This is a genomic window from Winogradskyella sp., assembly GCF_025210595.1.
Taxonomy (GTDB): Bacteria; Bacteroidota; Bacteroidia; order Flavobacteriales; family Flavobacteriaceae; genus Winogradskyella.
In genome coordinates, this window is sequence record NZ_JAOARH010000002.1 from 15,275 (window position 1) to 27,483 (window position 12,209).

The 12,209-nt window shown below is 31.4% G+C and carries 14 protein-coding genes; 8 read left to right on the forward strand and 6 right to left on the reverse strand.

Annotated elements, in window-relative coordinates:
* Window positions 1-42: 42 nt before the first annotated feature.
* Window positions 43-555: an RNA polymerase sigma factor gene (locus N4A42_RS00115; RefSeq protein ID WP_294068312.1), complete on the reverse strand. Its 513-nt coding sequence runs from the start codon at window positions 553-555 to the stop codon at window positions 43-45.
* 132 nt (window positions 556-687) lie between these two features.
* Here N4A42_RS00115 and N4A42_RS00120 point away from each other — a divergent pair, with 132 nt between their 5' ends.
* Window positions 688-2,295 carry a hypothetical protein gene (locus N4A42_RS00120; RefSeq protein WP_294068314.1) on the forward strand — a complete coding sequence of 536 codons (1,608 nt, stop codon included), beginning with the start codon at window positions 688-690 and terminating at the stop codon, window positions 2,293-2,295.
* 64 nt (window positions 2,296-2,359) lie between these two features.
* On the opposite strand, the gene N4A42_RS00125 is transcribed toward N4A42_RS00120, so the two are convergent.
* A complete protein-coding gene (locus tag N4A42_RS00125; protein WP_294068316.1) occupies window positions 2,360-2,839 on the reverse strand; it encodes a Dps family protein in 480 nt (159 codons plus the stop codon).
* A 106-nt stretch (window positions 2,840-2,945) separates the two neighbouring features.
* Here N4A42_RS00125 and N4A42_RS00130 point away from each other — a divergent pair, with 106 nt between their 5' ends.
* Window positions 2,946-3,884 (forward strand): LysR substrate-binding domain-containing protein, encoded by a 939-nt coding sequence (locus N4A42_RS00130; RefSeq protein ID WP_294068318.1) that lies wholly within the window; start codon window positions 2,946-2,948, stop codon window positions 3,882-3,884.
* A gap of 27 nt (window positions 3,885-3,911) precedes the next feature.
* Here N4A42_RS00130 and N4A42_RS00135 read toward each other — a convergent pair whose 3' ends face one another.
* The 3 genes from N4A42_RS00135 to N4A42_RS00145 all read right to left on the reverse strand — a co-directional run bounded on the left by N4A42_RS00135 (window position 3,912) and on the right by N4A42_RS00145 (window position 5,741).
* Window positions 3,912-4,109: a hypothetical protein gene (locus N4A42_RS00135; protein ID WP_294068320.1), complete on the reverse strand. Its 198-nt coding sequence runs from the start codon at window positions 4,107-4,109 to the stop codon at window positions 3,912-3,914.
* Between the two features lie 217 nt (window positions 4,110-4,326).
* Window positions 4,327-5,154, reverse strand: a complete 828-nt coding sequence (locus N4A42_RS00140) for a TIGR00266 family protein (RefSeq protein WP_294068322.1) — start codon at window positions 5,152-5,154, stop codon at window positions 4,327-4,329.
* A 131-nt stretch (window positions 5,155-5,285) separates the two neighbouring features.
* Window positions 5,286-5,741: a DUF4442 domain-containing protein gene (locus N4A42_RS00145; protein WP_294068324.1), complete on the reverse strand. Its 456-nt coding sequence runs from the start codon at window positions 5,739-5,741 to the stop codon at window positions 5,286-5,288.
* Between the two features lie 147 nt (window positions 5,742-5,888).
* Here N4A42_RS00145 and N4A42_RS00150 point away from each other — a divergent pair, with 147 nt between their 5' ends.
* The 5 genes from N4A42_RS00150 to N4A42_RS00170 all read left to right on the forward strand — a co-directional run bounded on the left by N4A42_RS00150 (window position 5,889) and on the right by N4A42_RS00170 (window position 10,541).
* A complete protein-coding gene (locus N4A42_RS00150) occupies window positions 5,889-6,335 on the forward strand; it encodes a DUF4870 domain-containing protein (RefSeq protein ID WP_294068326.1) in 447 nt (148 codons plus the stop codon).
* A gap of 58 nt (window positions 6,336-6,393) precedes the next feature.
* Window positions 6,394-6,735 (forward strand): PadR family transcriptional regulator, encoded by a 342-nt coding sequence (locus N4A42_RS00155; RefSeq protein WP_111683638.1) that lies wholly within the window; start codon window positions 6,394-6,396, stop codon window positions 6,733-6,735.
* Window positions 6,732-8,528 (forward strand): PspC domain-containing protein, encoded by a 1,797-nt coding sequence (locus N4A42_RS00160; RefSeq protein ID WP_294068329.1) that lies wholly within the window; start codon window positions 6,732-6,734, stop codon window positions 8,526-8,528. Before N4A42_RS00155 ends, N4A42_RS00160 begins: the two co-directional genes overlap by 4 nt.
* A gap of 281 nt (window positions 8,529-8,809) precedes the next feature.
* Entirely contained in the window at window positions 8,810-9,538 is a 729-nt protein-coding gene (locus N4A42_RS00165; RefSeq protein ID WP_294068331.1) for a head GIN domain-containing protein, read from the forward strand.
* 172 nt (window positions 9,539-9,710) lie between these two features.
* Window positions 9,711-10,541 (forward strand): DUF2807 domain-containing protein, encoded by an 831-nt coding sequence (locus tag N4A42_RS00170; RefSeq protein WP_294068333.1) that lies wholly within the window; start codon window positions 9,711-9,713, stop codon window positions 10,539-10,541.
* 67 nt (window positions 10,542-10,608) lie between these two features.
* Here N4A42_RS00170 and trxB read toward each other — a convergent pair whose 3' ends face one another.
* Window positions 10,609-11,592 carry a thioredoxin-disulfide reductase gene (gene trxB / locus N4A42_RS00175; protein WP_294068335.1) on the reverse strand — a complete coding sequence of 328 codons (984 nt, stop codon included), beginning with the start codon at window positions 11,590-11,592 and terminating at the stop codon, window positions 10,609-10,611.
* Between the two features lie 159 nt (window positions 11,593-11,751).
* Here trxB and N4A42_RS00180 point away from each other — a divergent pair.
* A partial coding sequence (locus N4A42_RS00180) for a hypothetical protein (protein ID WP_294068337.1) occupies window positions 11,752-12,209 on the forward strand: 458 nt, incomplete at its 3' end.

The following is a 12,209-nucleotide window of genomic DNA, read 5'->3' on the forward strand; positions in this document are numbered from 1 at the left end:
AGACAACATAGAAACAAAAAACCCTACCTTTAAATTTCCAAATCATATATTTCCTATTTCTTTTCGCATTATAATAAGAGCTTGGTGCATTCTTTTCTCAACAGCTTTAACACTAATATTAAGATGTTCTGCAATGTCTTTATATTTCTTTTTTTCAACTCTATTCATTAAAAAAACTTCTCGCTGTTTTTCGGGTAATGATGCTAAAGTGCTATCTAACTTATCCATAAACTCTTTTTCGAGCATAATAAATTCTGGGGATTCATTAGTCCCCTCTTTCTTATTTAGCTTGTTATAATTTTGAACTACCTTTTGGTGCTTTACCTCATTTAAAAACATATTGTTAGCTATACTAAACATATAACTCTTTACTTTATCATAATCTACATTACTACAATTATCCCATAATTTTATAAAAACATCTTGCATTAAATCCTCAGCTCTATTTATATCTTGGGTTTTAAAAAACAGAAAACGCCTTACCTCTACTGCGTAAGTTTTATAAATTTTCTCAAAAGTTTTTGAGTAACAGATATTACGATTTTCAATAGACATTGGCGGTTTTATAATTAAGACCTCAAAACTATAAAAAAAAAATTTTGAGAAAAAAGTAGGGTTTTTTAAAAGAGTGTTGTCTAATTAACGATTAACCTCAATTCAACAAATTTAAAACCAAAAATAGTTAACATGAAAAATTTAAAATTAGCATTATTTAGCTTAGCTTTTTCTCTGTTAGTGTTCACATCGTGTACCAACAATGAGTCTATAGACCAAGACCAACAGCAGACAGAAGAAAGTGAGTCTGTAACGAATGCACTAACACAATTAAGAACTCAGTTTAATCCAGATGGAAATGTTATTGAGAGCGATAATCCTGCTGGTAATATTATATTAGATTTCTGTTTTGATTTTGTATATCCTTTAACTTTATCTTACAACAACGATTCTACTGTAACTGTAAATGATCTCGACGGATTAATTGATGTTATGGTAGCTTCTAACGAAGATTTATTTATTAACGGTATTTCATTTCCTTTTGATGTAGAAACCTTTAATGACGACACAGATACTATTGAAATTGAAACTATTAATAATGAAGCTGAATTTATACAGTTGTTATTAAGCTGTAGCTTTGATGATGATGATGATGATGAAGATTGTTTTGAAGAATATGATCCTGTATGTGTAGAGGTAATAGATCCTAACGGAAATACATTTATTGTAACTTACCCAAATGAATGTTATGCAATAGAAGATGGATTCACTGAGAATGATTTTGTTGAAGATTGTGAAGAAGATTATTATGTTGGAGGTATAGAGTGTTATGAGTTGAATTTCCCTATCTCTATAATCACAGGAGATGGTGACGAAATAACTGTTAATTCTGAAGAAGAATTAGCTACTGCCTTATATAATGCTAATACATTTAGTTTTGTTTTTCCACTAACAGTAACTTTAGATGACCAAACCGTTGTTACTATAGATGATACTGATGATTTAGAAGATATACTAGAAGATTGCTACGATAATTATGACGATGACGACGATGATTATGATTGTGATTATGACATTTCTGATTTAGAAAATGCACTACTTTCAAATTGTGATTTATACGAAATTGAATTAGAAAATCTAAATGACGATACTGAAGACATTTACAATGTAAACTTTAATCAAAATGGTGAACTAATAGTTAATGGAGAAATTACAGTTACAGATCTTGGATCTTGGAATATTACTGAAACAGAAGATGATAATCTTGTTTTAACCATAAGTGGTTTACAAAACTTTACATTACTTAACGGAAGTTGGAATTTTGAATGTGACGATGACGACGACGATGAAGAAGAACTAAGTTTTTATAACGATAGCTATGTAATAGACATAGAATGCGATGACGATGACGATGACGACGACGATGACGATGACGATGACGATGACGATGACGATGACGATGACGATGACGACGATGATGACTGCGACGAAGAAGACATACAAGAAGACTTAACAGAATGTGAGTGGTCTATAACTACTAGTATAGATTTAGATGGTACTGAAGGAGTATTTACTTTTACTAATAATACTGTTACAGTAACTACAGATAACGAAACCATAACAGGACAATGGGATTTATATAGCAATCCTCAATCTGGTGAAGTATATATGTCTATCTATTTACCAGAACCTTATGATGAAATTGCAAACTTAGATTGGACAGTTGTAGCTTGTGATGATGATATGATAGAATTGCAATCTAATAATGAGTTCATAGTTTTAGAACAAGAATGTGATTAAAAATAATAAGTTCATAAATTAAAAAAAGCCTTCAAGAAGTTTCTTGAAGGCTTTTTTATGAACCTTATACCGTTTCTCCTAACCAAGCTTTCATCATCCAAACAGTTTTCTCCTGCTCTGTAATAAAATCGCTCATCATAGATAATGTACCTTCATCACTAGCATCGTCAGCAGTTTCTAAAATACTTCGTTCTATTTTTAATAGTTCTGCAATAGAATCTACAATAAGACGTACTGCCTTTTCATCTATTGAAACATTTTTTCCAACTGGTACTCTTGCTGCTTTCGTATAATCTTCAAAAGTATGTAATGGTGTTTCTCCCAAAGTTAAAATTCGCTCAGCTATTTCGTCTACTTTGGTATTAGCATCAGTATATAACTCTTCAAATTTCTCATGAAGATTAAAAAAAGCCTTGCCTTTTATATTCCAATGTATACCTCTTAAGTTTTGATAATACAATTGAAAATTTGCTAATAATTCATTTAATTCCTGTGCTAAATCTTTTGTTTTTTTGGTATCTAAACCTATACTATTTAGTATCATAACTATTGTTGTTTTTAATTATGTTCAAAAATACCTTCAAATTAAACCACAACAACTATAGTTTTTATAAATAGTTTTTATATTTTTATAGTCTTAATAAATAGTTATGACAATTACACAACTTAAATATGCTTTGGCAATAGCTGAATATAAAAATTTCACAAAAGCTGCTGAAAAATGTTTTGTAACGCAACCAACACTTAGTACACAAATACAAAAATTAGAAGACGAACTAGATGTTATTATTTTTGATAGAGGAAAAAAACCAATTGAATTAACAGAGGTTGGTAGAAAAATAGTATTTCAAGCACGTAATATTGTTAATGAAGCAGAACGTATTCAAGACATTGTAGACCAACAAAAAGGATTTATTGGCGGCGAATTTAGATTAGGAATTATACCTACTATAATGCCAACCCTTTTGCCTATGTTTCTTAAAAATTTCATTAAGAAATATCCAAAAGTAAAACTAAAGATAGAAGAACTTACTACAGAAGAAATCTTAACACGTATTAATGATGGCCATTTAGATGCAGCCATTGCAGCAACACCATTAGAAAGTGATAACATAAAAGAACGCATTTTATACTACGAACCTTTTGTGGCTTATGTACCAGATAGTCACAGGTTAAAAGACAAGAAAACTATTGATGTAACTGATCTTAAAATAGACGACATGCTACTGTTAGAGGATGGTCATTGCTTTAGAGAAGGTGTCATAAATCTTTGCAAAACCTTTAAAGACCAGATAGATGACAACTTTCAATTAGAGAGTGGTAGTATAGAAACCCTTATAAAATTATCTAACGAAGGCATGGGAATGACGCTTCTTCCTTATTTACACACATTAGATATAAAAGAAAAGTTAAGTCCTAATCTTAGACACTTTGCAAAACCATCGCCTGCAAGAGAAGTAAGTATTATTTATCATAAAAGCGAGCTTAAAATGCAAATTATTGATGCCATGCACAATGTTATTTCTGGTATTATACGTGGTGCCATTGCATTTAGCGATGTTGAAATAATTAGCCCACTATCAAAATAAAAAAAGCGACTCTTAAGTCGCTTTTTTTTATGCTTTTAAATAAATTAAACATTGATCTAATTCGGGGTTTTGATTGATTAGGGACTGTATAAATATCTTTAATTCTTCAAGTTCGTGTGGCAGTAATCTTTTTACTGCTTTTTGCACTTCTTTACAGAATAATGTCGCATCAAAACTAACCTTATTAAGCACAGTTTTAGTGTACTCAAACATTGCTCTCGCCATAGGTATTTTTAAGTTTTAGGTTAAAAAAAAAAGTAATTTTCTTCTATAGGCTATTGTTTCAATTGAATCCCTAAGATAAAAAAAAATGCGTTTTGTTTAAAAAAATATATAAAATTTAACAGCATATTATGTTAAAAGTTAATGATTACTCGTTGAAAACAATCGTAAGAAAAAGAGATTTCCCACTATTTAAAACATTAAAAATCAACAATTAAAATTAAAATCTGTTATCACCATCTAATAAATCCCCAAGACCTCCTAAGATGCTTCCTTCCCCTTTAGAGTTTCCTCCAGTTCTTGGCGCAGAAGCAATAACTCTATTTGCTAAACGACTAAATGGTAACGATTGTATATATACTTTCCCTGGCCCTCTTAACTTGGCAAAGAATAAACCTTCTCCACCAAAAATGGAATTCTTAATACCACCTACAAACTCAATATCATAATCTACATCTTGGGTAAAGCCAACAATACAACCTGTATCTACACGCAAGGTTTCACCTGGCTGTAATATTTTTTCTGCCATAGTACCACCAGCATGCACAAATGCCATACCATCCCCTTCTAGCTTTTGCATAATAAAACCTTCTCCACCAAACAAGCCTCTACCTAATTTCTTAGAAAACTCAATACCTACACTAACTCCTTTAGCTGCACATAAAAAAGCATCTTTTTGACAAATAAACTTACCTCTAAACTCGTTTAAATCTATTGGTATAATTTTTCCTGGGTAAGGTGAAGCAAAAGACACATTTCGCTTTCCTGTAAGGTCATTATAAAAAGCAGTCATAAATAGACTCTCTCCTGTTAAAATTCGTTTACCTGCTCCAAGTATTTTTCCTAAAAAGCCTTTATCTTTTTGAGAGCCATCGCCAAAAATAGTATCCATCTTAATACCATCATCCATCATCATAAAACTTCCTGACTCTGCAATAACCGCTTCTTGCGGATCAAGTTCTATCTCAACATATTGCATTTCTTCACCGTAAATACGGTAATCTATTTCGTGAGCATTTCTATCTGTAAAATCTGGTAATCTTTCCATTATTTTTCGTTTTAAGGTTGATTTTCTTATATGTTGAATTAGTTTAAACTTTGTTACAGACTATTCAAGAAAAAGATTATTTCGTCGTATGTCCTCGCAATGAACTGTGCATAACTTTTAACTTTACACTTTTAACTCTTAACTTTTATCGTCCATTCAAAATTAAAAGACGACACCTCTACTCCATCTTTATTTATTCCAATAGCACTCATCCAAACCGTTTGTCCTTCACCAGTCTCAATAGCTTTAGCTATAGCATTATCTACTTTATGCCCTTCTTTGCAAGTAAAGGTTATTATACCTGTTGCTTTTTTTGTAAATGTGGCATTATTACTGGCTACTAACATCGATATTTTTTTTCCGCTTTCTGTTATCTTTTTTATAACCAAAGCACCTGTTGTTAGCTCAGCTGCCATACCTTGTACAGCCCAAAACATAGATTTAAATGGATTTTGATTAATCCAACGATGTTTTACAGAGACGACGCAAGTAGTATCATCTAAAGACCTAGTTCTTACACCAGTAAAATATGCTGCAGGCAACTTAAACATTAAGTACATATTAAGTTTAGATGGTGAAATACTCATTAAAATTGATTTAGAATTTTCACTAAAATAAATGAAATATTCAAGCTTAACTAATGTTAATGAAATGTTAATTTTTAGTACTATGCGTAACATAATACCTTTTAAAAGACATATATTTGTATAAGAAACTATTATATACTTTTAAAAATGGTAGACAATCATCATAAAAATTTAGCAACATTTATACATCTCTCCACCTTTACTAGGTTTTTTATTCCTTTTGGAAATTTCTTAGGACCTATAGTATTATGGGCAGCCAACAAAGACAAATCTACGTTTATAGATCAGCATGGAAAGCAAGCTATTAATTTTCAGATTAGTGTTTTGCTATATGCTATTATCATCGGTACTATAAGTGTCCCATTTTTCATCTTTAAGTTATTTAGAGGATTAGATGTTATCGATTTCCATGGATTTCACAACTTTCATATTAATGTTGGAGAGCCTTCTCCTCTCTTATATATAGGAGGCGGATTAGGTGCTTTAGCAGTTATTGCTTTTATAATTGAACTTGGACTAATTGTAAAGGCGAGCTTAACAGCTAGAGATGGAGAAATATACAAGTATCCGTTAACAATCAATTTTTTAAAATAAAATCATCAATAATCAATCAAAAAATGAACAGTTTAATCGAATTTAAGACCTTATTACTATGAAGATCGAAAATACAAAAGCACAAATGCGTAAGGGTGTATTAGAATACTGCATCTTATCCATCTTAAAAGATGAAGATGCCTATGTTGCAGAAATTCTAGGCACATTAAAAGACGCAAAAATGCTTGTTGTAGAAGGAACTATATATCCACTATTAACAAGACTTAAGAATGCTGGATTACTCAGCTATCGTTGGGAAGAATCCACATCTGGACCACCAAGAAAATATTATGGTCTAACAGAAACAGGAAAATTATTCCTTAAAGAGTTAAACACGACTTGGAGTGAATTACAAAATGCAGTTAACCTAGTAACAAGTACAAAAACAACAAAAAAATGAATAAAACAGTCAATATAAATTTAGCAGGTATATTCTTCCACATAGACGAAGATGCATATCTTAAGTTACAGCGCTATCTTGAGGCTATAAAACGTTCATTTACAGACTCTCAAGGTCGTTCAGAAATTATAGCTGATATCGAAGCTCGTATCGCTGAGTTATTCTCAGAGCGTATACAAAACGAAAAACAAGTTGTTGGAATCAAATTGGTAGACGAAGTCATTACCATAATGGGACAACCAGAAGATTACTTAGTAGACGATGAAATCTTTGAAGATGAACCTCGTGCTAAAACAACTTATAGCTCTAGACCAACTAAGAAACTATATAGAGATACAGACAACTCTTATATTGGAGGTGTTGCAGCAGGATTGAGCCATTATTTTGGTATTGAATCGCTTTGGATGCGTTTAATCTGGTTACTATTAGCCATTGGCTCTGGAGGTACGTTTGTTTTCATATATCTTATCTTTTGGGCTTTAGTACCAGAAGCTAGAACTACAGCAGAAAAGCTAACCATGACTGGTGATCCTGTGAACATCAGTAACATTGAAAAAAAAATTAAAGACGGCATTGACTCAGTCTCAGAAACTGTAAAAAATGTCGATTTTAAAAAACATGGCGAAAAACTAAAAGAGGGTTTTGATACCGTCTCAGACAACATTTCAGAGACGGTAAAAAACGTTGATTTTCAAAAACAAGGAAACCGTCTAAAATCGAGTTCTCAAACCTTTTTTGATTCTATCGGAAGTATCTTAATGTTCTTTCTAAAAATAATAGCAAAGTTCATCGGTATTATTTTAATCATTGTAGGTATAAGCACATTAATATCTTTAATTGTTGCTCTCTTTACCGTGGGTTTAGTAGACTCAATTCATTTTCCAGGTATGGATTTACTATATGTTGCAAATGCAGCTAACATTCCTATTTGGTTAATTTCAATGTTACTATTCTTTGCTTTTGCAATACCATTCTTCTTTGTTTTCTATTTAGGACTTAAAATTTTGGTTAACAATTTAAAGTCTATTGGTAATGTTGCAAAATTCACTTTACTTGGATTATGGCTAATGGCAATAATTGGTCTTGTAATTACTGGAGTGAAACAGGCTACTGAGCACGCTTTTGATGCTAAAGTTTCTACTACTGATGTATTAAACATAAAATCTAATGATACTTTAAATTTGAAAAGATTAAAATTTGATAAGTATAGTAGTTCTTTTTATAGTCATAATAATGAGTTTAAAATCATTGAAGATGACAATGGTAAAAGTATTATCTCATCAGATATAAGATATATTGTAGAATCTACAACTGATTCTGTTGCCTCAATTACCATTGAAAAGAAAGCTACTGGTAGAAATTATAATGTTGCTAGAACTAGAGCAGAAAACATTAATTATAATTATGATTTATCTAACGGAAATCTAAATTTAGATGCATTTCTCTCTACAGATGTAGACAATAAGTATAGTGAGCAAGAAGTAGTACTAATTATTAATTTGCCTGAAGGCACTATTCTACACACCAATAAAAATTTCCCTAGATATTACAGCTATCTAAGTAGTAATAATATTTTGAAAAAAATTAAAAAAGGAAATTATTATAAAGTTATAAGAGATGATGTAGAATGCCTAAACTGTATAGATGAAACTGAAAACGAAAAAGATTTTTCTAAAGAGGAAAAAGAAATTATTGAAACCATAACCAACAAAACGTCGTCTAACCAAGAAAAGCCAGAAGTTAGCCTTAAAGTAAACGAAGACGGTGTAGATCTAGAGGTTAATGACAATTGATACTATAAAAATGACAGTTCGGTAATATTAAATATAAATCAATTAAAAACATACAGATATTTGTTCTGTAATAATCAATCAAAAAATGAACCAATCAACATGTACTGAACTAGGTTTCAGTATCAAACTACTTTTGCTGAGCAGTATCGGATTCCTTTTGGTCTCTGGTATTGCCACAGCACAAGTGGAACAAAACAAAGTATCATCAATCAAAAAATCAATAAACGAAACTACAATACTGAACTTACAGAGTATAGTTTCAAACTAAAATCAAAAAAATCATGAGTACATTAGTAAGAGTTGTAGTAACAACCATTTTAAGCATTTTAATGCTCTCTTGTAATTTTTCAGTGGGCTTTGGTCCTGGTATTGATGGCAACAGAAATGTTGTTACACAAGAAAGAAGCATTTCGGATGATTTTGAATCTATAAAAGTGAGTCAAGGTCTAGATCTTTACATTACCCAAGGTAATGTTGTTACACTAAGCGTTGAAGCTGATGAAAATTTACACGATATTATTATGACTGATGTAGATAATGGAGTACTAACCATTTATACTACAGAGAATATTAGAAAAGCTGCATCTAGAAAAATTAATTTAAGTATTTCTAATATTTCAGCTATTAAGGCTACAAGTGGTAGCGATGTGTTTTCTACAAACACTATAGAAGTTGATGACTTAGAACTCAACACAACAAGTGGTGCAGATATGAAACTAGATGTAAAAACCAAAACATTAAATGCTCATTCTACAAGTGGAAGTGATATTAAACTTAGTGGAACCACAAAAACATTAATAGCAGAAGCTACAAGCGGTAGTGACATTAAAGCCTCTGACCTTAAAGCAGAAACATCTAATGTAAAAGCAACAAGTGGTGCAGATATTTCAGTTAACACTTCAAAAGAATTAACAGCAAAAGCAACAAGCGGTGGAGATATTAGATATTCAGGTAATCCTAAAAGCGTGAATAAATCTGATAGTTCCTCGGGTAGTGTTAGAGGAAATTAAAATATTATAGCCTTAATTTTTACAGAAACAAGCACCTCACAACCAATCAATTAAAAACCGTTTTAAATTCTTTATAGAGTTTGGGACGGTTTTTGCATATCTTTGTTTAATGGCTTAAAAAGTGACATTATTATTGATTTGTGTCATATTTATAGCATAATAAAGATAATAGATGAAAAAATTATTACTTACTCTGGTTATAATGATGGTAGCATCGCCAGCCATTATTGCTCAAGAAAAAATTAAAGGTGATAGAAATGTAACCATAAAGCAAACCTATATAGATGATTTTAAAACTATAATAGTAGATGGTGATTTTTCTATTGAAGTTGTTTACAACAGTAAGCCTTCAGTTAATATAGAAGCAGATGATAACTTACACGAAGTCATACAATTTAACGTAGTAGATGGCGTACTTTCTTTTTCGCAAACCATGCGAATCACTTCTAAAAAAAGGTTAAATATCACCGTAAATTATGGTGATGCTTTACAAAACATAGAAACTCGTGGAGATGGAGAAATTAGATCATTAACCTCTATGGAGCTTAGCAATGCTTCATTAATTACAGCAGATAACTCAAGAGCGTATTTAAATATAAAAACCAAAAACTTTGATTATAAGAGCTCAGGAAAATCTAAAACACGTTTAAACCTAACAGCAGATTCAACAAAAATTGAATTAAGTGACAATAGTAAATTAGACGCTTTAATTAACAGTACAGTAGCAAATTTTGATTTGTACCAGCGCTCAGATGCTGTTATTGAAGGTTCTGCAACTAGTTCTATAATTAGATTGGATAACTCTACAAGTTTTAACAGCCCAAAGTTTGATGTTAAAACCATAAATGCAACCTTAGAAGATAATAGCGATTTAACTCTAACTTCTACCGAAAGTATAACAATTGCAGCTTCTGGTGATAGCGAAATATACCTTTACGGAAATACTGCAATTACAATTACAAAGTTTGATGACACAGCAAAACTCCAAAAGAAGAAACGATAACTTAGCATGCCTTAAATAAAAAAGCCGAAGTTAGTACTTCGGCTTTTTAAATTTTATAATTTTTCTTCTAGTTATAAGTAGAAGTTACTACTTCAAAATCAGCCTCTTTAGCTGCTAAATAACGCTCAGCGTCTAAGGCTGCCATACAACCAGTACCTGCTGCTGTAATAGCTTGTCTATAAACATGATCTGCAGCATCACCACTTACAAACACACCTTCAACATTAGTTCTACTTGTACCTGGCTCTGCATTTATAATATAACCTGTTTCATCTAAATCTATCTGACCTTTAAAGATATCTGTATTTGGTTTATGACCAATGGCTACAAAGAATCCTGTTGCTTCAATTTCGTGCTTTTCGTTAGTTTGGTTATTAAAAACTCTAACACCTGTTACAACTTGCCCATCTCCTAAAATTTCATCGGTTTCTGTATTGTATAAAATTTCAATATTCTCGGTTTTCTTTACACGCTCTGCCATAATTTTTGATGCTCTAAACTCATCACGTCTTACTAGCATTGTTACTTTCTTACATAACTTAGATAAGTAGTGTGCCTCTTCACAAGCAGAATCTCCAGCACCTACAATAACAACTTCCTGATTTCTATAGAAAAACCCATCACACACTGCGCAAGCAGAAACTCCACCACCTAACTTTAAATATTTTTGCTCAGATGGTAATCCTAAATATTTTGCCGATGCACCTGTAGAAATAATTACAGTAGATGCATGTATTTCTTTTTCACCATTTACCCATACTTTATGTACATCTCCAGAAAAATCTACCTTGGTAATCCATCCATGACGTACATCTGTTCCAAAACGTTCAGCTTGTTTTTGTAATTGAATCATCATTTCAGGACCAGTAATTCCATCAGGATATCCTGGGAAATTTTCTACATCATTTGTTGTCGTTAATTGTCCACCTGGTTGTTCTCCTTGGTATAAAACGGGTTCCATATTAGCTCTAGATGCATATATAGCTGCTGTATAACCTGCAGGTCCAGAACCTATTATTAAACATTTTACTTTTTCTATTGTATCAGACATATCTTGAATTTTATTACTAAACAAAAGTAGCTTTTTTGATAGAAAACTTACAGTGAAGTTATTAACACTTACTATAGTGTTATAAAATTTGTAAATCCTTTTACCATTTAAATATAAATCATTAATTTATAAGAGTTTAAAAACTAAAGCTAACCTATTATGAAATCAAAACTCTTATTATTTAACATTGTGTTGTTATTAGCTTTATCGTGTAAAAACGAATCTAAAAGTAATAAAGCACCTATTGACGCTAAAGCTACCGAGCTTAATGAAAAGAAGAATAGTCTTAAAGGCACTTGGGAACTTACAGGCTTTTATAACTACAAGAATAATGTAATTGTAGATTCTTTTGATATGAATCCTGAATTTAGGCAATTAAAAATATATACAGATACTAAAGTAATGTGGTGTAAACATAGACCAGCAGATTCGTCAGAATGGTTTGGTTACGGCACCTATAAACATGATGGTAAAAAACTTACAGAAATATTAGACTTTGGATCTGCTGTTATGGACGAAGTGATTGCAGAAAAAAAAGAATTTGTTTTTGAGTTAGGTCTACATCCTAATAAATTTCAGCAAATAGAGCTCGATGAAGATGGTAATAGAATTTATTC

Coding starts and splice junctions, on each gene's coding strand:
- N4A42_RS00125 (WP_294068316.1), bottom strand. CDS start 2,839: ATGATACTAAATAGTATAGGTTTAGATACCAAAAAAACAAAAGATTTA.
- N4A42_RS00155 (WP_111683638.1), top strand. CDS start 6,394: ATGAAGATCGAAAATACAAAAGCACAAATGCGTAAGGGTGTATTAGAA.
- N4A42_RS00165 (WP_294068331.1), top strand. CDS start 8,810: ATGAGTACATTAGTAAGAGTTGTAGTAACAACCATTTTAAGCATTTTA.
- N4A42_RS00170 (WP_294068333.1), top strand. CDS start 9,711: ATGAAAAAATTATTACTTACTCTGGTTATAATGATGGTAGCATCGCCA.
- N4A42_RS00160 (WP_294068329.1), top strand. CDS start 6,732: ATGAATAAAACAGTCAATATAAATTTAGCAGGTATATTCTTCCACATA.
- trxB (WP_294068335.1), bottom strand. CDS start 11,592: ATGTCTGATACAATAGAAAAAGTAAAATGTTTAATAATAGGTTCTGGA.
- N4A42_RS00130 (WP_294068318.1), top strand. CDS start 2,946: ATGACAATTACACAACTTAAATATGCTTTGGCAATAGCTGAATATAAA.
- N4A42_RS00120 (WP_294068314.1), top strand. CDS start 688: ATGAAAAATTTAAAATTAGCATTATTTAGCTTAGCTTTTTCTCTGTTA.
- N4A42_RS00140 (WP_294068322.1), bottom strand. CDS start 5,154: ATGGAAAGATTACCAGATTTTACAGATAGAAATGCTCACGAAATAGAT.
- N4A42_RS00115 (WP_294068312.1), bottom strand. CDS start 555: ATGTCTATTGAAAATCGTAATATCTGTTACTCAAAAACTTTTGAGAAA.
- N4A42_RS00135 (WP_294068320.1), bottom strand. CDS start 4,109: ATGGCGAGAGCAATGTTTGAGTACACTAAAACTGTGCTTAATAAGGTT.
- N4A42_RS00150 (WP_294068326.1), top strand. CDS start 5,889: ATGGTAGACAATCATCATAAAAATTTAGCAACATTTATACATCTCTCC.
- N4A42_RS00145 (WP_294068324.1), bottom strand. CDS start 5,741: ATGAGTATTTCACCATCTAAACTTAATATGTACTTAATGTTTAAGTTG.